The sequence below is a fragment of the Marinobacter sp. MA genome, from assembly GCF_048298425.1.
Classification (GTDB): Bacteria; Pseudomonadota; Gammaproteobacteria; order Pseudomonadales; family Oleiphilaceae; genus Marinobacter; species Marinobacter salsuginis.
This window is the reverse complement of record NZ_CP103058.1, coordinates 136,279-157,523: the sequence shown is the minus strand read 5'-3', so window position 1 is coordinate 157,523 and position 21,245 is coordinate 136,279. Positions and strand designations below refer to the sequence as shown.

Sequence of the window (21,245 nt, the reverse complement as noted above, 5' to 3'; positions counted from 1 at the left end):
TCTCTACCTCCCGCTCTATGGCAACAGGGAACGCACGTCCACCGGCTCCTCCTCGTTCAGAGCCTGGCCCTTGTCCTTGCCGCCGATGGCCATGCCGGCCACCTTGTAGAAGTGGTAATCGTGGTCCTTGCCCGGACCATTGATCAGCAGATCCTCTTTCTCATAAACCAGCTGCTGCCGGTCGTACTCGCCCATCTCGAAATCCGGTGTCAGCTGGATTGCCGAGGTTGGGCAGGCCTCCTCGCACATGCCGCAGAAAATGCAGCGGGAGAAATTGATCCGGAAAAACTCCGGGTACCAGCGGCCGTCTTCCTGCTCGCCTTTTTGCAGGGAGATACAGTCAACCGGGCAGGCCACCGCGCAGAGGTTGCAGGCCACGCAGCGCTCTTCGCCGTCCGGATCCCGGGTCAACACGATGCGGCCCCGGTAGCGGGGCGGCAGGTAAACCTCCTCGTCCGGGTAATTAACCGTCTCCCGCTTGCGAAAACTGTGCATGAACACCATGCCCAGGGTACGCAGCTGGCTCCAGGTGGCCGGCACCAGCCACAACACAGACTTTATGAACGGGACCTTTTCTTTATCCATCAACGGGTCCTCCTCAGCCTTCCGGCGCCATCAGCAACATCACAGCGCCGGTGGCCAGCAGATTGATCAGTGTCAGCGGCAGGCACACCTTCCAGCCAAAGCTCATCACGCGGTCATACCGGGGTCTGGGCAACGAAGCCCGCAACAGGATGAACAGCATCAGGAAGAAGCCGGTCTTGAGCGCGAACCAGAGGATCGGCGGCAACCAGGGGCCATGCCAGCCACCAAAGAACAGGGTAACGATCAGCGCGGACACCAGCACCATGCCCACGTACTCGCCAATGAAAAACAGCCCGAACTTCATGCCCGAGTATTCAATGTGATAGCCGTCCGCCAGTTCCTGCTCGGCCTCGGGCTGGTCGAAGGGATGGCGATGGGTAACGGCAATGCCGGCAATCAGGAAGGTGCAGAAACCAAAAAACTGGGGCACCACAAACCACATTCCCTCCTGTGCCGCGACAATCTCGCGCATGTTGAAGGAGCCTGCCAGCGCCACCACGCCCATCAGCGACAGTCCCATGAACACCTCGTAGGAAACGGTCTGCGCGGATGAACGCATGGCCCCCAGCAGCGCGTACTTGTTGCCGCTGGCCCAGCCCCCCAGCAGCACCGCGTAGACGTTGATTCCGGCCATCGCGAGGAAAAACAGCAATCCGATGTGCAGGTCGGCGATGCCCCATCCGGGAGTGATCGGTATCACAAGGAAAGAAAGCAGCAGGGACGCGAAGGCAATCACCGGTGCCAGCAGGAACAGCGGCCGGTCCGCAAACGGTGGAATCCAGTCTTCCTTGAAAAAGATCTTGATCATGTCTGCGACCAGCTGGAGGAGCCCGAACGGCCCGACCCGGTTGGGGCCGTATCGATCCTGCCACAGACCCAGGAGACGGCGCTCAACAATGGTCAGAGCGGCGCCCAGCAAAACTGCCCCCAGCAGAATCACCAGGGCCTGAAACATGGCCCAGAGAATGGCCTGCCATTCCGGTGTCAGCCAGCTCATGGCCGCACCTCACAGACGGCGCCTGGTGTGGAGCCCGGGCCCGCGGTGAGCGTAACCGGACCATCAGCGATGCCAGCCGGAACACACCCGGCTGGCAGGCCCACAAGCCCCTGTGGCCAGTCCACCTGCACCCGGGCCGGCAGTGTCACGCACCCCTGCTCGCCCTTGACTGTGACCAGTCCGCCCAGCTCGGCCCCCAGGGCTGTTGCATCGGTTTCCGAAAGCAGCAGTACCGGTGGCTCCATCCGCTGGCGAATGGGCTCCGCCAGGGCCGAGGTTTCCTCGCCACCGAACAGGCGTGGCAGAACCAGGGCCTGAAAACCCGTTCCAGAGGGCTCATAGGCGGCCGGAATATCAGCCTCGTAGTGGTAATACCCGGGTTGGGGCTCCCGTAGCCGGATGCCCGGGTCGCCGCCGCGCAAATGGCCACCCACTTCGTCGGTAAACTTGTTCCAGGCCTGGGGCGAGTTCCAGCCAGGCGCCCAGGCAAAAGGCACTTGTTGGCGGGGGTGCCGGAACCCGCTGTAACCCTCCATGGAAAAGGCGAGCGCAGTGTCCGGATCCTGGGGTACCCGCGGTTCACTGACACTCTGGTTTGCACGCATGGAGGTTCGGCCACTGTACCGGTGGGGCTCACGGGCCAGCCGCAGGCCCTCGATCCGGAACCCGGCGTCGGGGGCCGCCGCGGTAATCAACTCAAGATCGCGGGAGGCCCGACTGCACGCCAACGTTACCTGGTCGAGCGTAATATCTTCCGGCGTATCCCCTTTGAGTTTTGCTGAGAGCGCGTGCAGCCAGCGCCAGCTCTCGTGAATACGCGCTTCCGGACGAAGGTAGCCCGGCTCGAAAACCTGGAAGAAGCGCTGGGCGCGACCCTCAAGGTTGACCAGCGTGCCATCACCCTCGGCAAAGCTGGCTGCTGGAAGGGAGAAGGTTGCCCGGTTCACCGTGGGCGTGCGCTGATGGTCCAGCACCACCAGGGTCTGAACCCCGGCCAGGGTGTCTTCAACCCGGGTTTCCGGCAGACGCTGATAGAGATCATTCTCCAGAATCACGGCTGCGTCGGCGTTCCCGTCATTCAGCTGTCCGAGCGCCCACTCCAGAGGCTGACCGCCCAGCAGTGCAAGGCCAGTACTGTTCACCTCCCGGCGAACAAATAGCAAGCCGCCGCGTTTGGCGCGCCGGGCCAGGGCACGGGCAATGTTGCCAGCGGCCCCTATAATGGCTGGCGACTCCAGGGCGCCGCCGCTGACCACCAGCGGACGGTCAGCAGCCATGAGCTCGCGCGCTATCTCGCCAGCCCGGGAGCGCAGCGGCTCGGCCAGGTCTGGCACGTCCGGGGAGGCCGGGTCGATGACGTGGGCCACCGCAAACCCGAGCCGGGCGATGTCGTCGGGGGCCAGCGCCAGACGGCTATGAGCCAGTGCGTCCAGCTCGGTTTCGGCCGGGTAGGCGACAAACAGCGGCTGGCGATGATCCTGGGACAGGGTTTTTATGGCATCGGCATGCCAGCGGGGAACACCCAACCTGGCGGCGTAGTCCGCCGGCGGTGCGGTAATCGCCCGGCGAATGGACAGACCAAGGCGGGGCGCGCTTTCCATGGGATCCTCGCCCAGCAGGAGTACGGCATCGTGCTGCTCCACCTCCCGTAGGGTGGGCGCTGGCAGCCCGCAAGTTCGGCCCTGTTCATCCATCCGATGGAGGCAGGTCTGCTCGCTCTCATTAATGCCGGTGGAAAAGTTGGCCTCACCCACCAGTTCCCGAAGCTGATGGTTGCTTTCCAGGCTGGCCCGGGGCGAGCCGATGCCGATGATCCGATTAGCATGGCGCAGGGCCTCCGTTATCCGGGCCAGGGCGGTATCCACCCCGAGTTCCTCCGGCTGCTGCTCCCGCCCCTGCACTGCCCTGAACTCCGGCACCCTGGGCCGATCCGGACGGTTCACATAGCCATAGCCGAAACGACCAAGATCGCACAGGAAATACCCGTTCACCTCACCGTGGTAGCGGTTCTCGATCCGACGGATCTCCCCATAGCGTTCGCCCGGACTTATGTTGCATCCCACCGCGCACTGGTGGCATATGCCCGGCGCGAACTGCATGTCCCACTTGCGGGTGTAATGATCGGAATGGCTCTGGTCGGTAAAAACACCGGTCGGGCAGACTTCGGTCAGGTTGCCCGCGAAGCGGCTTTTCAGGGTGCCCTCCTGGTATCGTCCGAAGTAGACATTGTCCTTGGAGCCAAAGGCTCCCAGGTCCGTCCCGCCAGCGTAATCGTTGTAAAAGCGCACGCAGCGGTAGCAGGTGATGCAGCGGTTCATCTCATGGGCTATGAAGGGGCCCAGGTACTGGTTGCGCCGGGTGCGTTTACGGAACCGGTAGCGGCGACGGTCGTGACCGGTCATCACGGTCATGTCCTGGAGATGGCAGTGGCCGCCTTCCTCGCACACGGGGCAATCGTGGGGATGGTTGATCATCAGCCATTCCACCACACTGGCTCGAAACGCCCGGGCTTCATCATCGTCAATATCAATGCGGGTGCCGTCAGAGGCCGGTGTCATACACGACATCACCAGCATGCCCCTGTCGTCCTCGCTGTCCTTGTACTGGCGCACAGCGCACTGGCGACAGGCCCCGACACTGCCCATGGCCGGATGCCAGCAGAAATAGGGGATATCCAGGCCCAGGGACAGACAGGCCTGAAGCAGGTTGTCTGCCCCGTTCACCTCGTAGCGCTGACCGTCCACATGGATGGTTGCCATGGTGCCTGTTTACTCCCTGTTGGCCGCTGGTTGTCGGTTCATGCTTCACCCACCGGGACCGGATCCGGGTGAGGCTTGCCCTTCGAGTGACGAACACCCTGCTCGAATTCATGCCGGAAATGCCGGAGCGCGGTCTGCAAGGGCATGGCCGCGCCCGGGGCGTGAGCACAGAAGGTCAGGCCCGGGCCGCAATCGGCCGCCAGCTTGTCCAGCAATTCCACATCCCCGGCTTCACCCTCGCCGCCCTCCAGCGCCATCAACAGCTTCACGGTCCACGGCAGTCCATCCCGGCAGGGCGTGCACCAGCCGCAGGACTCGCGGGCAAAGAACTCTTCCAGGTTGCGCATCAGCGCGACCATGCTCTGGTCCTCGGTCACCACCGTGATCAGGCCGGTACCCAGACGGCTGCCTTCCTTGCCAACGGTGTCGAAATCCAGGGGCAGATCCAGGTGTTCCGGCAACAGGAAGCCGGTGCTGGCACCCCCGGGCAGCCAGGCCTTGAGCTTCCTGCCGTTCCGCAACCCCCCGGCCAGTTCCAGCAGCTCCCGACCAGTGGTGCCGATCGGCAATTCCCACAGGCCGGGGCGGTTCACCAGCCCGGAGACGCCGTAAAGTTTCGTACCGCCGTCTTCAGTGCGATCCCCGGAGAGCCCCTGGTACCAGTCGGCGCCACGAAGCATCACCGCCTGCACGTTGCACAGGGTTTCCACGTTGTTCACGACCGTGGGTTTGCCCCAGGCCCCGGACTGGCCGGGGAACGGAGGTTTGGCGCGGGGGTTGGCCCGGTGGCCTTCCAGCGAGTTCAGCAGGGCGGTTTCCTCGCCACAGATGTATCGCCCGGCTCCGGTGTGCAGGGCAATATCGAAATCAAAGCCGCTGCCGGCGATGTCCGGACCGAGCCAGCCGGCCTCCCTGGCCTCGGCAAGCGCTGCGGTGAGAACCCGTGCCGACTCCACGTACTCTCCGCGCAGGAAGATGTAGCCATACCGGGCGTTGTTGGCGAAGGCCGCCAGAATCATGCCCTCAATCAACAGATGGGGTTGCTGCTCCATCAGCAGCCGATCCTTGAAGGTGCCCGGCTCCATCTCATCGGCATTACAGACGATGTACCCTCGGGGCATGTCAGCTCCCTGCAGGGTGAGGCTCCACTTCAGGCCGGCGGAGAACCCCGCACCACCACGGCCCCGGACATTGGCCTCCTTCATGGCCGCGATCACGGCGTCGGGATCGTGCCGGTTCAGAACCTCTGAAACAGCCTGGTAGCCTTCTTTCGATTCGTACTCTTCCAGGCCTACGACCTGGCCATCATCCCGCAGTCGCCAGGTCAGCGGATGGGTGTCCGGCGACCGCTCGTCGGCGGGCTGAAGCAACCGGCTTTTGTAGATCGGTGACTGGCGCTGGCTGTTCACGGGTAGCCCTCCAGAATGTCCGATAGATCCTCCTCTCCCACGGGCCCGTAGACATCGTCGCCAATCATCATGGCTGGCCCGCCATCGCAGGCGCCCAGACAGCACACCGGTAGCAGGGTATAGCGCCCGTCAGGCGTGGTCTGTCCCAGGCCGATACCGAGCCTGGCCGTCAGCCCCTCCCGGAGCTGGTCCGAACCGGTCAGGAAACAGGAGCTGCTGTCGCATACCAGGATCACGTGACGCCCCACCGGCTGGCGGAAAATCAGGCTGTAGAAGGTGGCCACGCCTTCGACACTGGCCGGCCCCACGCCCAACACCCGGGCAATGGCAGGGATCGCATCATCCGGTACCCAGCCATGGCGGCGCTGCACAATCTTCAGTGCCTCGATGCAGGCGGCCTGGGGCTGCTCGTAGTGGCTTGCCTCGGCACGCATCGCGGCTTCGTCCTCCGGGTGGAGCCGGAAGCTGTCGGTGGTGATGGTCTGTGGTGTCGGTGTCGTTTCCATCGTCATCGGTCCACGTCGGCCATTACGAAATCGATACTGCCCAGGTGGGCAATCAGGTCCGGCACGAAACCGCCGCGCATTACGCTGGGAATCTGCTGCAGGTGCGGGAAACTGGGCGTCCGGATCCGTGTCCGGTAACTCATGGTGTTGCCATCACTGGTCAGGTAGTAACTGTTGATGCCCTTGGTTGCTTCCACCATCTGCATGGATTCCTGGGATTTGAGAACCGGCCCCCAGGACACCTGCAGAAAGTGCGTAATCAGGGTTTCAATGTGTTCCAGCATCCGTTCACGGGGCGGCGGTGTAGTCAGGGGATGGTCCGCCTTGAAGTCCCCGGCGGGCATGTGATTTACGCATTGCTGGATGATCCGAAGGCTCTGGCGCATTTCCTCGATCCGCAGCTGGCCTCGGTCGAAGACATCGCCCCGGTCACCCAGGGGCACCTCGAATTCGAAGTTGTCGTAGCCGGAATAGGGGCGCTGCTTGCGCAGATCGAAATTACACCCGGTGGCCCGCAGGTTCGGGCCGGTGACGCCCCAGGCCAGCGCCTGGGCCGTGTCAAAGGCGGCCACGTTGCGGGTACGCTCTCTCACCAGCGCGTTCTCCATCATGGCCCGCTCGTACTCCCGGAGCCGGGGCGGCATCCAGTCGAGGAATTCCTGCACCAGCTTTTCCCAGCCCTGGGGCAGGTCCTGCATCACCCCGCCAATGCGGTACCAGGCCGGATGCATGCGAAAACCGGTGATGCCCTCGATCACCTTGTAGCCGCGCTGACGATCGCTGAAGGTGAAAAATACCGGCGTCATGGCGCCCAGGTCCTGAAGGTAGGTACCGAGAAACAGCAGGTGACTGGTGATCCGGAACATCTCGGCCATCATGATCCGGATGGTTTTCACCCGGTCCGGAACCTCGATGCCCGCCAGCTTTTCCACCGCCAGCACATAGGGCAGATTGTTCATCACCCCACCGGTGTAATCGATGCGATCGGTGTAGGGAATGAAGCTGTGCCAGGACTGGCGCTCGGCCATCTTTTCCGCGCCCCGATGGTGGTAACCAATGTCGGGCACACAATCGATGATTTCCTCGCCGTCCAGTTGCAGCACAATACGGAAGGCACCGTGAGCGGAGGGGTGGTTGGGACCCAGGTTCAGAAACATAAATTCCGCGCCGTCCCGTTCCCGCGCCATACCCCAGGCCTCAGGAACAAACTGGAGAGCGTCCTGCTCGGCCTCCTGGCCCTCCACTGTCAGGGTGTACGGATCGAATTCCGTAGCCCGGGCGGGGTAATCCTTGCGCAGGGGGTGTCCCGTCCAGGTGGGCGGCATCAGGATCCGTTCAAGATGTGGATGGCCGGAAAAACTGATGCCGAACATGTCCCACACCTCACGTTCGTACCAGTTGGCCGCCGGGAAGATACCAGTAGCGGTCGGGAGGCTCAGGTCTTCTTCCGCCAGACCGACTTTGAGCATGATGTCCCGATTGCGGTGGATGGACATGAGTTGATAAAAGACGGTGAAGTCCGAATCCGGCAGGCCCGTGCGATTGCCCCGCAGCCGCTCGTCTATCGCCGACAGGTCGTACAGCAGATCGTAGGGCGCATCCAGACCCTTCAGGTAACCCAGGATGTCAGTCAAGGCTGTTCGCAACACCCAGAGCACGGGCATGCCGGTACGAGTCTGCTGGCAGCACAGCACCGCCTCGCCAAAGTCCCTTTGCAGGACCTCGACCAGTTCGACGTCGGCGTTTTCTGTGCTCCTGCTCATGCTCGTGGTTTGACTCCTGACGATCAGTTGTAAACGACGGCAAGCGGCTTTAAAGCTTGTCGGGGCTCCTCAGTTCCGTGGCCTGGATTCGCTGGTCCCGCCACTTTTCGCGCTGCGATGACATCTCCGCCCGGTAAACACCCTGGTCACCAACTACCCAGGACAGTGGCCGGCGTTCCTCCTGGATCGAATCCTGCAGCAGCTGCAGACCCTGCAGAAACGCTTCAGGACGGGGTGGACAGCCGGGCACGTAGACATCCACCGGCAGGAACTTATCCACTCCCTGCACCACCGAGTAGATGTCGTACATGCCGCCGGAGTTGGCGCAGGAGCCCATGGAAATCACCCATTTCGGCTCCAGCATCTGGTCATAGAGTTGCTGGATCACCGGCGCCATCTTGATGAAACAGGTGCCGGCAATCACCATGAAATCCGCCTGCCTGGGGGAGGCCCGGATCACCTCCGAGCCGAACCGGGCAATGTCGTGGGGCGCGGTAAAAGCGGTGGTCATTTCCACATAGCAGCAGGACAACCCGAAGTTGTAGGGCCAGAGGGAATTCTTGCGGCCCCAGTTGACCGCCGAGTTCAGCACTTCGCTCAATTTGCCGGTAAACACGTTGCGCTCGAGCTGTTGCTTGACCGGGTCCTCGACCCGCTCGCGCCGATCTACCGGATAACGGGTATTGCTTCCGTCAGGACCCTCTGCTCGGGTCAGGGTATAGGCCATGAAAACCTCCCTTGATGGTCACACTATTCCGTTGCTTCCCGATTCCACAGAATCCGGAGACCCGGGAATTGTGTGTCTATGCGTCGCGCTTGCGTGCCGGGCTTTGCTGTGGCGCCCAGTCGAGGGCACCGGTGCGGCTGTCGTAAACGAGCCCGGCCAGCAGGATGAAGATAAATACAGCGGCTCCCCAGAAACCGGTCCAGCCAACATCAGGGATGACGATGGCCCAGGCAAACAGGAAAACCGCTTCAATGTCGAAGATGACAAACAGCATTGCCACCAGGTAGAACTGAACAGAAAACCGCTGGCGGGCGCTGCCGGCGCCGACAATGCCCGATTCGAAGGGAAGAGACTTACTGATACCGCGACTGCGGCCACCCAGAAGACTGGACGCGCCCACCATGAAGGCGCAAAGACCCGCCACCGCCAGGATAAAAAAGCCGGTAGCCCAGTATTCGGCAATGCCATTTGCCGCGCTTTCAGCCATGCAGTTTCCCCTCGACAGCACAAAGCTGTCGTGTTGGATACCTGTCTTAAAAGCTAGCAATGGGCCCGGCATTGCGCAAACCGGGGCGCCGAATCAACCGGTAAACACGCAACCGCATGATGCAAAAGATATTACGGATGAAGCGGAGGAGTATGAGAAGATAGGAATTGGAGCGGGTGAAGGGAATCGAACCCTCGTATGCAGCTTGGGAAGCTGCCGTTCTACCATTGAACTACACCCGCAAAATAGGGCCGCGCAAGCAATATAAGCGGTCAGCCCGGCATTGGGCAAGCATTCTGTCTGGAGCAATAATGGACCCCACCCTGACCCTGATTGGCGCCCTGATGCTGGTCATCAGTATCGTGCTCAGCCCGCTTTCCAGCCGGGTGGGCATGCCGGTACTGCTGATCTTTCTGGTGGTGGGCATGATGATGGGTGAGGACGGCCCGGGTGGCATCCAGTTCGATGACTTCGAGCTCGCCTTTCTGATTGCCAATCTCGCGTTGGGCGTGATTCTCCTGGACGGTGGCATGCGCACCCGGGCGGAGACTTTCAGGGTAGGCCTGAAACCCGCCCTGGTACTGGCCACCCTCGGGGTCGCCATGACCGCCGCTGGCGCTGCGGTAGTGGCCTGGTGGGTGTTCGATCTGCACTGGCTGACGGCCCTGCTGATTGGCGCCATCATTTCCTCTACCGATGCCGCCGCCGTTTTTTCCCTGCTGCAGGGTCGGGGGCTGCACCTGAACGAGCGAGTCAGTGCGACCCTGGAAATTGAGTCCGGCAGCAACGACCCCATGGCGATTTTCCTGACGCTCATGCTGGTTACGTTGATTGGCAACGACGGCGACCAGGCGGGCTGGGCCGCTCTCTCCATGCTGGTACAGCAGTTCGGCATCGGCGCTATTGCAGGGATTATTGGCGGTTTTGCCGTGGTGGAGCTGGCCAATCGAATCCGCCTGACGCCTTCTCTGTACCCTTTGCTTGTGGCGGCCGCGGGCATCTCGGTGTTCTCCGCCACCAACGCTCTCGGCGGCAGCGGATTTCTGGCCATTTACCTGACTGGCGTGGTGATTGGTAACCGTCACGTCCGGATGATGCCGATGATCCTGCAGGTTCACGACGGCCTGGCCTGGCTGGCCCAGTTGTGCCTGTTCCTGATGCTGGGGCTGCTGGTCACTCCGTCAGACCTGATCCCACTGGCTGGCGGAGGGCTGATACTGGCCCTGGCCCTGATCTTCGTCATTCGACCGCTGACGGTCTTGCTGACCCTCTGGCCTTTTGCTTTTAACCGTCGCGAGATGGGTTTTATCAGTTGGGTCGGCCTGCGAGGGGCTGTCCCCATTGTTCTGGCCCTGTTTCCGATCATTGCAGACTTGCCGGAAGCCCAGCTGGTGTTCCACGCCGCTTTCTTTATCGTCCTGGTCTCTCTTCTGGTTCAGGGCACCACCATGACCCCTCTGGCCAGAAAGCTTCGCCTGGAGGTGCCGGCCGGCGAGGACCCCTATCGAAGACTCCCTCTGGATGCTCCAGCGGCGGGAGACCACGAGTTGATGCTGTTCCCGTTGCGCGGCGAAACCTGGCAAACGCCACGTCGGCTGGGCCAGTTGCGCTTTCCGGAGAACACGGCTGTGGCCGGGGTCTTCCGCAACCGGGTCTGTCTGCAGCCAAAAGCGGACCTGGAGGTGTCCAGTGGCGACATGGTCGCAATGTTTGCGACTCCCAGTGTTCTGCCGGAACTCGGCAAGGCGCTGAGTGGCAGACACGCACCCAAGTACCTGGCCGAACGTGCGTTTTTCGGGGATTTCGTACTCAACGGCGATGCGCTTCTGGGTGACGTGGAGCAAGTCTACGGCATTGAGTTCGATGACCTGCCGCCGGAGCTTTCCCTCGCCGAATGCTTTGCCAAAAGGACAAAAGGGCACCCGGTTGTTGGTGACGTAGTAACCCTCGGCCCGGTGACACTGGTTGCCCGGGCCACCAGCGCCGACAAGGTCACCAAGGTGGGCCTGAAGATGGACAGTTCACAAAATGTGTGAAGAGCAAACCAGATAGCCAAAAAAGTTAACAAAACCCCTTAACAGATCCCTTTTGGCCTATGGTATAAAACGTCTGAACAAACATTAATCATTGGTAAGTTGAGGACATGAGCATTTTCCGCGCCCTCCCAGCCACCCTTGCCCTGCTCTGCCTGGCTTTGGCTCCGAGCGCTTTGGCCACCGAACTGCTGGCCAAGGCCGACACCCGTATGCCGGCTGCCACCATGTACAAGCCCGCGGATATCGAGAGTGTTAGCAAAGTGGTCGTTCGCAAGGGAGAACGCCGCCTGTACCTGATGGATGGCGAGGACGTGATTCGCAGCTACCGAATTTCCCTTGGCGACAATCCGGAAGGTCACAAGCTATACGAAGGTGACGAGCGCACGCCGGAAGGCGATTACACGCTGGACTGGCGCAACGCCGAGAGCGATTTCTACAAATCCATCCATATCTCTTACCCCAGCGAGCGGGATCGCGAACTGGCGTCTGCCTGGGGCCTGGACCCGGGTGGCAGCATCATGATTCATGGCCTGCCCAATAACGTAGGCGATATGGCTTTTGCTTATGCCGGTCTGGACTGGACCGATGGCTGTATCGCCGTGACCAACGAAGAGATGGACGAAATCTGGCAACTGGTGTCCAACGGAACGCCCATCAGCATTCATCCCTGAAGCAAATCTGACGGCAGCATTAAGTTGTTGTCATATGCTTAGCAAATTTACGTATCCCTAGTTAACATTCCTGCTTACAGTGTTTTACACTGTTTTACGACTCCGGTAGTCACTACCTGACAAGCGATGCTGCGCAGGTTGACAGGAAGTCGTCTATACTGACTTTCGGATCACAGGAAATAACTCGACCAATAAGGGGATTTACAATGCGTAAACTGACGATCGCCGGGATTGCACTGGCCACTGCTCTGACTGCAGGTTGTGCCACCACTGACCAGGGCGCCATCGACGAAGCAAATGCAACCGCCAGCTCCGCTGAGCGCACTGCAGAAAATGCACTGAACACCGCTAACAGCGCTGCCAGCTCTGCCCGCACTGCCCAGCAGACTGCGGAAGAAGCCCTGGCCGCTGCTCGTGCAGCCCAGAAGGCTGCCGATGAGGCAAACGAGCGTGCCAAGCGTATGCTCGAGCGTGCCAGCCAGAAGTAAGGCTGATACGTAACGAAAAGGCCGGCATTGCCGGCCTTTTTTTATGCCCCGGTGTCCGGTTTGTCCGGATCGGACTTGTCAGGGCTGGCAGGTTTGTTGTCCTTGAGGAAGGTGGTAATCAGCTCCATTGGCAATGGGAACACAATGGTGGATGAGTTGGTATTGCTCATATCCGCCAGCGTCTGCAGGTAACGCAGCTGCATGGAACCGGAATTCGTGGACATGACATCCGCCGCTTCCACCAGCTTTTTGGACGCCTGCAATTCGCCCTCGGCGTGGATGACCTTGGCGCGACGCTCACGCTCTGCCTCTGCCTGACGGGCAATGGCACGGATCATCGATTCGTTGAGATCCACATGTTTGATTTCCACATTGGCCACCTTGATGCCCCATTCCTCGGTCTGGGCATCGATGATCTCCTGGATATCGGAATTGAGCTTGTCACGCTCTGACAGCATCTCGTCGAGATCGTGTTTGCCTAGCACCGACCGCAGCGTGGTCTGGGCCAGCTGGCTGGTTGCGGAATTGAAATCCTCCACCCGGATAATGGCCCGCTCGGGATCCACTACGCGAAAGTACAGCACGGCATTCACCCGCACGGTCACGTTATCCCGGGAGATCACGTCCTGGCTGGGGACATCCAGGGTGATCACCCGCAGGTCTACCCGGACTATCTGCTGAATGCCCGGAATAACAATGATCAGCCCCGGACCTTTGACGCCCTGGAAACGCCCGAGAAAGAACACAACGCCACGCTCATACTCCGGCAGGATCTTGATCGCCGAAGCAAGAATGAGCAGTAACACCACCGTAGGTGCCAGATAGGGAATCAGATCACCAATCATACGGCCTCCTTGTATTGCCGTTACTATGTCTGCAGGTTCAATCGTTGTCCGGAATGACCCTGACAGTTACCGTTAAACCCTCAATCGCTGTCACTTGAACCCGGTCGCCCGCTTTGACGGCTCCCTCGCTGATGGCATTCCAACGTTCACCACTGAGCCGCACGTGGCCCCGGTAGTGGCCATGTTCTTCGGAGAACTCATCCAGGGCCACGCCCTCTTCATGGGTCAACTGTTCGGTGCCACTGACCGGATGCCGCCGACGCAGACCGATAAACCGGGTCACCGTCCAGAGGATAAACCCGGCAGCCACCACGGCGGTGCCTCCGATCGTTGGCAGGGAAATATCCCGGTGACTGCCGTCCATCAGGATGATCGAGCCGGTAACAAAGGCAACTATTCCGCCAACCCCCAGTATCCCGAAGCTGGGCACGAAGGCCTCGCCCACGATGAACGCCAGTCCGAGCAGAATCAGTGCCAGACCGGCGTAATTCACCGAAAGGACCTGGAAAGCGAAGAGCGCAAGGATGAGAGAGATGGCACCAATCACGCCCGGCACCACCGCACCGGGGTTAGCCAGCTCGAAGATGATGCCGTAGAAGCCGATAATCATCAGGAAATAGGCGACGTTCGGATTGGTGATCACGGAAAGCAGGCGCGTGCGCCAATCCGGTTGGGACCTGACAATTTCCAGGCTGGCCGTGTTCAGGGTCGTGTCGCCCGACGCCATCCGAACGGTGCGGCCATCCACCTGCTGGAGCAGATCCCGGATGTTGGGCGAAACCACGTCGATAACGTTCTTCTCAAGGGCCTCATCGGCACCCAGATTCACAGCCTCACGGACGGCTTCTTCAGCCCAGTCGGCGTTGCGGCCATGACGTTCGGCCAGCCCGCGAATGTAACTGACCGCATCCTCCAGAACCTTGCGCTCCATGGCGGTACCGCCGCGCCGTTTGCCGTCATCGTCGCCGGCCTGCTGTTCGCCGTCCGACGAAGAACCGGAGTCTGAATCCGAACCTTCCCCGGATTTCGGCTCGCCGGGGGCCGGATCGCTCTCCGGTTCAGGGCTACCCGGCAGACCGCCCATCTGGACCGGCGTCGCCGAGCCCAGGTTGGTCGCCGGAGCCATGGCGGCAATGTGGCTTCCGTAGAGAATATAGGTGCCAGCGCTGGCCGCCCGCGCGCCCTGCGGAGAGACATAGGTAGCCACGGGAACCTCAGAGGCAAGAATCGTCTTGATGATATCCCGCATGGAGTCCATCAGACCGCCCGGCGTATCCATTTCGATGATCACCAGACCAGCGCCCTCGGACTCAGCCCTGCGAATGCCGCGGGTGACGTAGTCCATGGTGGCAGGGCCAATGGCGCCCTCGACAGTAAGTACCAGGGCCGTTTGGGATGATTTTTGCTGGGCAAAGACCTGATGTGCCAGAGAACCCAGTGCGAGCATAACGCCTGTCAGCAGCACCAGGGCCCAGAGCCGAAGGCGGGCGGGATTCGGTGATCGCACGGGATGGTGTGCCTGCATAATGCCTCCCTGGACCGGAACAACTTCAATGCCTGGATATACGGTGGCTCAGTGGCCGCGGTTTTTTCCCTGCAAGACGGCACCCGTGCCCGGACACCTGACTTAGAAGTATAGCCGCTGCTCAGGTTCGCCCGTCGGTTCCGGCGATTTCTCTTCCACGGTCTTGTCGGCGGCCATTCGGGTCACACGTTCACCAATCATGGTTGGCAGGCCATCGGCCTGGTCCACTGCCAGCTCAATGGCGCCACGCTTGACCTCGACTCCCGGGTGCTGGCTGCGGAAGGCTTCGACTTCGGCAAACACCTGGTTCCAGAGCCGATCCCGATCCTCACGGGGGTAGTCTTCGTGGGGGCGATGCACCTCAAGCCAGACTTCGCCATTCGAAAAACCGATCTTCACCGCATCGTGGACAACCTGAACCGGCGTACCCTTCTCCACCTGATAAACGAACCGGGAAATATCTTCGTTGTACATCCGGAAGCAGCCATGGCTGACCGGCATGCCCACGCCAAACTTCTTGTTGGTACCGTGGATCAGATAGCCTTTTTCACTCAGCAACAGGGCATGGGTACCAAGCGGATTGCCGGGACCGGGGGGAATCATCCGGGGCAAATATTCACCGGACGCCTCGTATTCCGCCCGGATGCTCGCCGGCGGATACCAGGCTGGAGACTCCAGTGGCATGGTGACCTCTGCGTCGGTCAGGGGGGATGGATTCTCCGCCGTACCGACGCCCACGGGGTACACCTGCACACCCCCATCGGTGAAATAATAGAGACGATACTCGGCGAGGTTGATGACAATACCCTCGCGCCGGGCATCCGGCAGCACATACTGGCGCGGCAGGGTGATGGTGGTACCTTCTCCGGGTAGCCACGGGTCCACACCGGGGTTGGCCTTCACCAGCTCCAGATAGCCCATCGCCAACCGGTTACCGATGCCGGCAAAGGTGTCTTCATAGCGGGTTTCAAAAACACCAAGCTCACCGGCCAGATCACCCTGAACCGGGAAGGTGGGCACGCGGGGGCTTCTGTCCGGCGCTTCCGGAGCTTCCGGGCCGCTGGCGGCGTCCAGGGGTTCCGCCGACCCTGCGGTCGGGAACACGAGGAATTGCGCCAGGGAAAAAACCGCTAAAAATCTGAACCACATAGAAAACATTCCGAAAGCATCAGGCAACCGGGTACAGTGACAGCAAGTACCCTCAGGAGTTCACATAGGTAGCCCATACTGTTACGACGGCAAGCGCGACGAACAGCACACTTGCACCAATCCGCGCTGTGGCGAGGGGCAACCTCTCCATCAGCCAGCGTCCTGCCATGATAACCGGTATGTTGGCCAACAGCATCCCCACCGTAGTGCCCAGAATTACCCAGAAAGTTTCGGTAAAGCGGGCGGCGAGAACAACGGTCGCCACCTGGGTCTTGTCGCCGATCTCCGCCAGGAAAAACATGATGGTGGTGGCCATGAACGCCCCCATGCCCAGGAACTTTGAATCCTCGCTGTCATCCTTGTCCGGCACCAGCAACCAGAGCGCGATCGCAACAAAACTGACGGCCAGAATCCACGGTAACCAGGCTTGTGGAATGAAGGAAGCCACCCAGGCACCAAGCCAGGCCGACAGGGCATGATTGAGAACCGTTGCGACAAAAATGCCGAGGATAATGGGCAGGCGAGTGGCGTAGCGGGCAACCAGGAACAGCGAAAGCAGTTGGGTCTTGTCACCAATTTCCGCTATGGCAACAGCAACCGTTGAGGCGAGGAAAGCGTCCATGAAAAGCTCCAGGGCGGATAACCAGACATGAGGCAGCCCACCTTCCGCCCAATGGAGGTGAAACCGCCTCAGGTCTTGCCAATATCACCGGAATCTCGGTGAAACATGATAGCCATGGGGATTTGGCCCCAAGTATGTTGACTATCATCCGACCGGCAGTTCCGGTGCGGAGGCTACTCCCCTGAAGAGATGTCGGCATAGTAATGAATCCGGAGCAGGGCCGCAACCTAGGTTCGCATTCTCCATACCGGAATCGCAGCCACCGCCACGAATACCGCCACCAGCCACCAGGCGGAATGGAACGCATTGATTGTGGGCATCCCGGAGGAGTGCTCGCCGAATTCCACAGTCAGTGCCACCAGATTGACCCCAAAGGCGCCTCCGAGCTGGCGCATGAAGTTGAGCGTGCTGGAGCCGGCCCCCAGCTCCTGCGGCTTTAGGGGATTCAGGGCGCCGGTGGACAGGGCGGGAAGCATGAAGCCGATCCCGATTCGGCCGAGGACCGTCCAGAGCACCAGCCAGCCGAAAGCCAGCTCGAGGTCGGACAGCGCAAACAGCATGGCGGAAAGGGCAAAAGCGCCGATGCCGAAGACCACCAGAACCCGGGCGCTATGCCTGTCCGCCAGCCGACCGGCCAGGGGAAAGGTCATACCCAGGACAATCCCTGCCGGCAGCATCAGCAAACCGGCTTCGGTCGCGCTGAATCCGAGCGCTGTCTGCACGAACAGAGGAATCAGGTAAGTGGACCCGAACAGCGCCAGCCCCAGGGCCACGGCACCGAGACAGGCGAAGACAAAGACCGGTTTGCGCAGCAGGGCCATGTTTACCAGCGGATGCGCTGTTCGTCGCTCGCGCAGCACGAAGAGCGACAACCCACCAAGCGCCAGTATTGTTCCGGCGAGAATCCGGTTTTCCTGGCCCGCCGCGTGCTGTAACCGGTTCAGAGTGTCAAGGGACACGGCGATGGTAAATCCGAGCAGGATCAGGCCAGGCAGATCGAAACGATAGGGTGCCGGGCGGGAAACCGGCAACGGCAGAAATCGCCAGGCCATGAAAACACCCACCAGGGTGACAGGAGCCGGCGCGAACATCACATAGCGCCAGTCCAGTTGATCAACCAGGAAGCCCCCCAATACCGGACCAAGGGCCGGTGCCAGGATCACCCCCATGCCATAAATCCCCATGGCCTGGCCGCGGCGATCACGGGGAAAAATCCGGAACACCAGGTACATACCCATGGGCTGCATCAGGCCGGCCATGGCGCCCTGACCTATCCGGGCAGCAATGAGCTGTCCCGGTGTCTCGGCAAAGCCACCGGCGAGGGAAATCAGGGTAAAGAGAAACATGGCTGCGGCAAGGGTCTTGCGAACCCCGAAGTGATCCAGCAGCCAGGAGGAGGCGAGCATGGTGGTGGTCATGGCCGCGATAAAGCCGGTTGCCAGCCAGTGGACCTGACCCTGACGAATACCGAACTCCACCATGATATCGTGCAGCGCCACGTTGACCACGGTGGCGCTGAGAACGGTGGCCATGGTGCCGATCATCACCGTGGCCACCGCCAGCCAGCGCCAGCGGTCCCCGTAGCGCGCCTTCAGGCCCTCAACCGAGTTATCAGCCAAGGATTACTTCTGCTTTTCGGCGTTTTCCAGGATCTTGTGGAAGACCTTCACGGTGCACTCGATCTCTTTGTCGCTGATGCCTTCAAGCATCTCCTCGCGCAACACCTCGGCCCGCTCGGAAAGGTCATCCATGAACGCCCGACCGGCAGTGGTCAGATGCAGGCGCCGGGCCCGGCGATCGTGCGGGCACGGCCGACGCTCGATCAAACCTTGTTGCTCCAGGCTATCAAGCAGACGAACCAGGGTCGGATTCTCGATCGCCATGAGGCTGGCCAGTTCACGCTGGGTAAGGCCTTCGCCGCCTTTTTCCAGGTACACCATGGTGCTCCACCGCGCCTGGGTGACGCCCAGATCCTTCAGGCGCTCATCGAGCATTTTTCTCCAGCGTCGGGTAACCCGCGCTACTGCAAAAGGAAACTGGTCTCTCATTTATCGTCACTCCATCTCAAAAAGGGCCTGGCCCGGGCCGGGCGCTGATGCGCACTCGGCCAATTCATCACATTATCGGAAAGTCACCAATAGTATGCTAACCATTGTGATAAAAACAGATACGGAAGTAAAAACAAAATTGGGGAAAACCGAAAGCAGCGTCAGCTCGCCTGACGCTGCTCTTCGTGCATCTCCTCGACTTCCGGAGACTCGTGGAACTCGGTATTTCGCGGATCGATCTCGGCAAGAACCGGCGACGCTTCGGGCATGGCCGGTACGAAATGCTCCTGATCCGCAACGGCGACATCCTCGGTATGACTGATCCGGTAGCTGGTGATCAGCGCCAGCAGCACCAGGAAGCCCGCATTGCCAAAGAACAGGCCTTTGGGCCCGAGAAGGTTGATCAGTTCAGCCATGACCACCGGCCCGATGACGCTGCCCACCCCGTAACTGAGCAGCAGCGTCGCGCTGGCAGCCACGATGCGGGAACTTTCCATACGGTCATTGGTAATGGCGACCGCAACCGGGTAGAGGGCCGCGGACAGGCCGGTAAACAGTCCAACCAGAAGGGTCAACAGCCACGCATTGCCAGCCCCAAGGACGCCAACACCGCCTGCGGCGGAGGCCGCCACCAGAGCAATCCAGAACATCACCCGGCGCCGGTCAAAACGGTCGCAGAGCCGACCCAGGGGCCAGGCAAGGATCATTGCGGCAACAATGGCGCTGGCCATGAACGTGGAGGTCCGGGCAACGTCCAACCCTACCAGGGTTGCGTACACAGGCCCCAGCGCATAGAAGCCGCCAATCATCACGCCGCAAATGAGAGCGCCGGCGACGCCGCTGAAGGATTCCCGGGCCAGGGTAAAAATCGAGATGCGCTGGACCTGCTCGATTACCGGTGCTTCCATGCGGGTCAGTGAGAGCGGCACCAAAGCCAGTGCCAGCAGGATCGCGGCAATCGAGAACGGCATGAAGTTGGCCGGGTCTCCAACGTTTACGATGAGCTGTCCGCCGGCGGCGGAAAGGTAAAACACTATCTGGTAAACCGCGAACAAGGCACCGCGATTGGCATTGGTAGCCCGGCTTGAGAACCAGCTTTCAATCACCACGAGCACACCCGCAATACTGAACCCGGAGAGCACCCGCAACACCGCCCAGAAAATCTCGGATACGGCCATTGGGTAAAGCAGTGAGGTAACGGCTGCCCCCGCAGCGAACACGGCAAAGGCACGGATATGACCAACCCGGCCTATAATCCGGTGGACATACAGCGTGCCCAGCACAAACCCGATGGAATAGCAGACCAGAATCCAGCCGATTATGTCCGGTGATATCGCTTCTATACTCAGACGTATGCCCAGGAGCGTCATCAGGAAAGCATTACCGCTGACAAGCAGAATGATGCTCAGAATCAGGGCAGACAGGGAGGTGACCATTCGGGTCATTACAGCAGCTCCGGGCGTAACAGAGTATTTTCGTTTCGATGAAAGACAAAATAGCAGCAAGCACCGGACTCTGCCGGCCGCGTATTAGATCAGGAGCGGAAAACGAAACCACTAGGCACTTCCCGAAACCTGTTAACCGCGTCACAAAAACCTGCAAAGGCCGCCGCAGAGCGGTTTAACAGGGTTTTACATTAATGTGCCGTAACAGACCCTAAGGGCCGGAGCAGGTAACATGAAAGCGAGCTATTCATTGGACCGTGAGCGCCTGGTTATGAAAAAAACGGACTGGCCCATACGCTGGGATCTGCTGCTTCGCTACCGACTGATCGAAACCATTGCCCTGTGGGAAGGTCGCCTGACCACCAACCACATCTGCCACAGTTTCGGCATCGGTCGCCAGCAGGCGTCCAAGGACATCAACACCTATTTGCGCGAACTGGCGCCGGGTAATCTGGTTTATGACCGCCATCTGAAAGGCTACGTGCCGGCCGAGAAATTTCGTCCGGTGGTTACCCGTGGCGTGGTAAACGAGTATCTGGACCTGCTGGCCCGCCAGCAGAACCTGAGCAATACCTTTGAATCACTGAATATAGACCTGCCGGACAGCACCGTGGTTCAGGGCCCGAACCGGGTGATTGCACCGGAAACCATGCGTGCCGTGGTGACCGCCACACGCCAGGGCAGACAGTTGCGCGCCAGCTACGCCTCCCTGAGTCGACCTGAAGCGGTGGAAAGCATTCTGGAGCCCCACACACTGGTTTGTGCCGGCAATAGCTGGCACTTGCGTGCCTGGTGCGACTCCAATCGGGAGTTCCGGGACTTCGCCCTGAGCCGTTTCCGTACCTCGCCCGAGGCATTGCGGCAGCGGGCCAGGCACAGCCGGGAGCAGGACGAGCACTGGAACCGTGAGGTTACCCTGGTCGTTACGCCGGACAGACGCCTGACCGAAGCCCAGCAACAGATCATCGCCCGGGACTATGGCATGGAACATGGTCGTCTGGAGGTTGCCACCCGCGCCGCACTGGCTCCCTATGTGTTGTCCCGTCTCGGAATCACCTTCGACAACGAGCATCCGGATCCGTTGGTTCAGCAGCTTGAACTGGCCAATCCGGACCAGCTGGGCTTTGGCAGCAAACGTGAACAGGCTCTGAAGGCCGTTGCCGGTCTCAGCTAAACTGCCGGT

General features: G+C 60.6%; 19 protein-coding genes and 1 tRNA gene. 4 read left to right on the top strand and 16 right to left on the bottom strand.

From position 1 onward, the window contains the following. Positions 1-15: 15 nt before the first annotated feature. The 9 genes from nuoI to NUW46_RS00635 all read right to left on the bottom strand — a co-directional run bounded on the left by nuoI (position 16) and on the right by NUW46_RS00635 (position 9,475). Complete coding sequence (gene nuoI, locus NUW46_RS00675) at positions 16-585, bottom strand: NADH-quinone oxidoreductase subunit NuoI (protein WP_136630944.1); 570 nt, start codon at positions 583-585, stop codon at positions 16-18. A 13-nt stretch (positions 586-598) separates the two neighbouring features. Beyond that, entirely contained in the window at positions 599-1,582 is a 984-nt protein-coding gene (nuoH, locus tag NUW46_RS00670) for an NADH-quinone oxidoreductase subunit NuoH (protein WP_418141116.1), read from the bottom strand. Further along, positions 1,579-4,341 (bottom strand): NADH-quinone oxidoreductase subunit NuoG, encoded by a 2,763-nt coding sequence (gene nuoG, locus NUW46_RS00665; protein WP_418141115.1) that lies wholly within the window; start codon positions 4,339-4,341, stop codon positions 1,579-1,581. Before nuoG ends, nuoH begins: the two co-directional genes overlap by 4 nt. Positions 4,342-4,379: 38 nt before the next feature. After that, positions 4,380-5,750 (bottom strand): NADH-quinone oxidoreductase subunit NuoF, encoded by a 1,371-nt coding sequence (gene nuoF, locus NUW46_RS00660; protein ID WP_418141114.1) that lies wholly within the window; start codon positions 5,748-5,750, stop codon positions 4,380-4,382. After that, entirely contained in the window at positions 5,747-6,262 is a 516-nt protein-coding gene (gene nuoE, locus NUW46_RS00655) for an NADH-quinone oxidoreductase subunit NuoE (RefSeq protein WP_418141113.1), read from the bottom strand. Before nuoE ends, nuoF begins: the two co-directional genes overlap by 4 nt. Further along, positions 6,259-8,019, bottom strand: coding sequence for an NADH-quinone oxidoreductase subunit C/D (gene nuoC / locus NUW46_RS00650; protein ID WP_418141112.1), 1,761 nt, complete (start codon positions 8,017-8,019; stop codon positions 6,259-6,261). Before nuoC ends, nuoE begins: the two co-directional genes overlap by 4 nt. A 49-nt stretch (positions 8,020-8,068) precedes the next feature. Continuing rightward, entirely contained in the window at positions 8,069-8,746 is a 678-nt protein-coding gene (locus tag NUW46_RS00645) for a NuoB/complex I 20 kDa subunit family protein (RefSeq protein ID WP_418141111.1), read from the bottom strand. Between the two features lie 76 nt (positions 8,747-8,822). Beyond that, a complete protein-coding gene (gene ndhC, locus NUW46_RS00640; RefSeq protein WP_418141110.1) occupies positions 8,823-9,233 on the bottom strand; it encodes an NADH-quinone oxidoreductase subunit A in 411 nt (136 codons plus the stop codon). A 168-nt stretch (positions 9,234-9,401) separates the two neighbouring features. Further along, positions 9,402-9,475 (bottom strand) — tRNA-Gly (locus NUW46_RS00635). A gap of 69 nt (positions 9,476-9,544) precedes the next feature. Here NUW46_RS00635 and NUW46_RS00630 point away from each other — a divergent pair. The 3 genes from NUW46_RS00630 (at position 9,545) to NUW46_RS00620 (ending at position 12,428) form a co-directional block, all read left to right on the top strand. Further along, the gene (locus tag NUW46_RS00630) at positions 9,545-11,269 is read left to right on the top strand and encodes a potassium/proton antiporter (RefSeq protein ID WP_069182513.1); all 1,725 of its coding nucleotides are present in this window, start codon (positions 9,545-9,547) and stop codon (positions 11,267-11,269) included. A 107-nt stretch (positions 11,270-11,376) separates the two neighbouring features. Beyond that, positions 11,377-11,940, top strand: coding sequence for a L,D-transpeptidase family protein (locus NUW46_RS00625; RefSeq protein ID WP_418141109.1), 564 nt, complete (start codon positions 11,377-11,379; stop codon positions 11,938-11,940). Positions 11,941-12,146: 206 nt separating this feature from the next. Beyond that, positions 12,147-12,428, top strand: coding sequence for an Lpp/OprI family alanine-zipper lipoprotein (locus tag NUW46_RS00620; RefSeq protein ID WP_064229359.1), 282 nt, complete (start codon positions 12,147-12,149; stop codon positions 12,426-12,428). A 41-nt stretch (positions 12,429-12,469) separates the two neighbouring features. On the opposite strand, the gene NUW46_RS00615 is transcribed toward NUW46_RS00620, so the two are convergent. The 7 genes from NUW46_RS00615 to NUW46_RS00585 all read right to left on the bottom strand — a co-directional run bounded on the left by NUW46_RS00615 (position 12,470) and on the right by NUW46_RS00585 (position 20,062). Next, positions 12,470-13,273 carry a slipin family protein gene (locus NUW46_RS00615; RefSeq protein WP_153634198.1) on the bottom strand — a complete coding sequence of 268 codons (804 nt, stop codon included), beginning with the start codon at positions 13,271-13,273 and terminating at the stop codon, positions 12,470-12,472. 37 nt (positions 13,274-13,310) lie between these two features. Further along, positions 13,311-14,798 carry an NfeD family protein gene (locus tag NUW46_RS00610; RefSeq protein WP_418141108.1) on the bottom strand — a complete coding sequence of 496 codons (1,488 nt, stop codon included), beginning with the start codon at positions 14,796-14,798 and terminating at the stop codon, positions 13,311-13,313. Between the two features lie 102 nt (positions 14,799-14,900). Continuing rightward, complete coding sequence (locus NUW46_RS00605) at positions 14,901-15,947, bottom strand: L,D-transpeptidase family protein (protein ID WP_418141107.1); 1,047 nt, start codon at positions 15,945-15,947, stop codon at positions 14,901-14,903. Between the two features lie 52 nt (positions 15,948-15,999). Then, positions 16,000-16,569 carry a TMEM165/GDT1 family protein gene (locus tag NUW46_RS00600; protein ID WP_136630955.1) on the bottom strand — a complete coding sequence of 190 codons (570 nt, stop codon included), beginning with the start codon at positions 16,567-16,569 and terminating at the stop codon, positions 16,000-16,002. Between the two features lie 227 nt (positions 16,570-16,796). Beyond that, positions 16,797-18,188, bottom strand: a complete 1,392-nt coding sequence (locus NUW46_RS00595; protein WP_418141106.1) for a DHA2 family efflux MFS transporter permease subunit — start codon at positions 18,186-18,188, stop codon at positions 16,797-16,799. 3 nt (positions 18,189-18,191) lie between these two features. Then, on the bottom strand, positions 18,192-18,617 hold the full coding sequence (locus NUW46_RS00590; RefSeq protein WP_069182506.1) for a MarR family transcriptional regulator: 426 nt from the start codon (positions 18,615-18,617) through the stop codon (positions 18,192-18,194). 161 nt (positions 18,618-18,778) lie between these two features. Further along, on the bottom strand, positions 18,779-20,062 hold the full coding sequence (locus NUW46_RS00585; protein WP_222465801.1) for an MFS transporter: 1,284 nt from the start codon (positions 20,060-20,062) through the stop codon (positions 18,779-18,781). 232 nt (positions 20,063-20,294) lie between these two features. Here NUW46_RS00585 and NUW46_RS00580 point away from each other — a divergent pair, with 232 nt between their 5' ends. Further along, positions 20,295-21,236 carry a helix-turn-helix transcriptional regulator gene (locus tag NUW46_RS00580; protein ID WP_069182504.1) on the top strand — a complete coding sequence of 314 codons (942 nt, stop codon included), beginning with the start codon at positions 20,295-20,297 and terminating at the stop codon, positions 21,234-21,236. Positions 21,237-21,245: the final 9 nt, after the last annotated feature.

Bases quoted from the DNA above. Each gene is read 5' to 3' on its own strand.
- nuoI (WP_136630944.1), bottom strand. From the start codon at position 585: ATGGATAAAGAAAAGGTCCCGTTCATAAAGTCTGTGTTGTGGCTGGTG.
- nuoH (WP_418141116.1), bottom strand. From the start codon at position 1,582: ATGAGCTGGCTGACACCGGAATGGCAGGCCATTCTCTGGGCCATGTTT.
- nuoG (WP_418141115.1), bottom strand. From the start codon at position 4,341: ATGGCAACCATCCATGTGGACGGTCAGCGCTACGAGGTGAACGGGGCA.
- nuoE (WP_418141113.1), bottom strand. From the start codon at position 6,262: ATGACGATGGAAACGACACCGACACCACAGACCATCACCACCGACAGC.
- nuoC (WP_418141112.1), bottom strand. From the start codon at position 8,019: ATGAGCAGGAGCACAGAAAACGCCGACGTCGAACTGGTCGAGGTCCTG.
- NUW46_RS00645 (WP_418141111.1), bottom strand. From the start codon at position 8,746: ATGGCCTATACCCTGACCCGAGCAGAGGGTCCTGACGGAAGCAATACC.
- ndhC (WP_418141110.1), bottom strand. From the start codon at position 9,233: ATGGCTGAAAGCGCGGCAAATGGCATTGCCGAATACTGGGCTACCGGC.
- NUW46_RS00630 (WP_069182513.1), top strand. From the start codon at position 9,545: ATGGACCCCACCCTGACCCTGATTGGCGCCCTGATGCTGGTCATCAGT.
- NUW46_RS00625 (WP_418141109.1), top strand. From the start codon at position 11,377: ATGAGCATTTTCCGCGCCCTCCCAGCCACCCTTGCCCTGCTCTGCCTG.
- NUW46_RS00620 (WP_064229359.1), top strand. From the start codon at position 12,147: ATGCGTAAACTGACGATCGCCGGGATTGCACTGGCCACTGCTCTGACT.
- NUW46_RS00615 (WP_153634198.1), bottom strand. From the start codon at position 13,273: ATGATTGGTGATCTGATTCCCTATCTGGCACCTACGGTGGTGTTACTG.
- NUW46_RS00610 (WP_418141108.1), bottom strand. From the start codon at position 14,798: ATGCAGGCACACCATCCCGTGCGATCACCGAATCCCGCCCGCCTTCGG.
- NUW46_RS00605 (WP_418141107.1), bottom strand. From the start codon at position 15,947: ATGTGGTTCAGATTTTTAGCGGTTTTTTCCCTGGCGCAATTCCTCGTG.
- NUW46_RS00600 (WP_136630955.1), bottom strand. From the start codon at position 16,569: ATGGACGCTTTCCTCGCCTCAACGGTTGCTGTTGCCATAGCGGAAATT.
- NUW46_RS00590 (WP_069182506.1), bottom strand. From the start codon at position 18,617: ATGAGAGACCAGTTTCCTTTTGCAGTAGCGCGGGTTACCCGACGCTGG.
- NUW46_RS00585 (WP_222465801.1), bottom strand. From the start codon at position 20,062: ATGACCCGAATGGTCACCTCCCTGTCTGCCCTGATTCTGAGCATCATT.
- NUW46_RS00580 (WP_069182504.1), top strand. From the start codon at position 20,295: ATGAAAGCGAGCTATTCATTGGACCGTGAGCGCCTGGTTATGAAAAAA.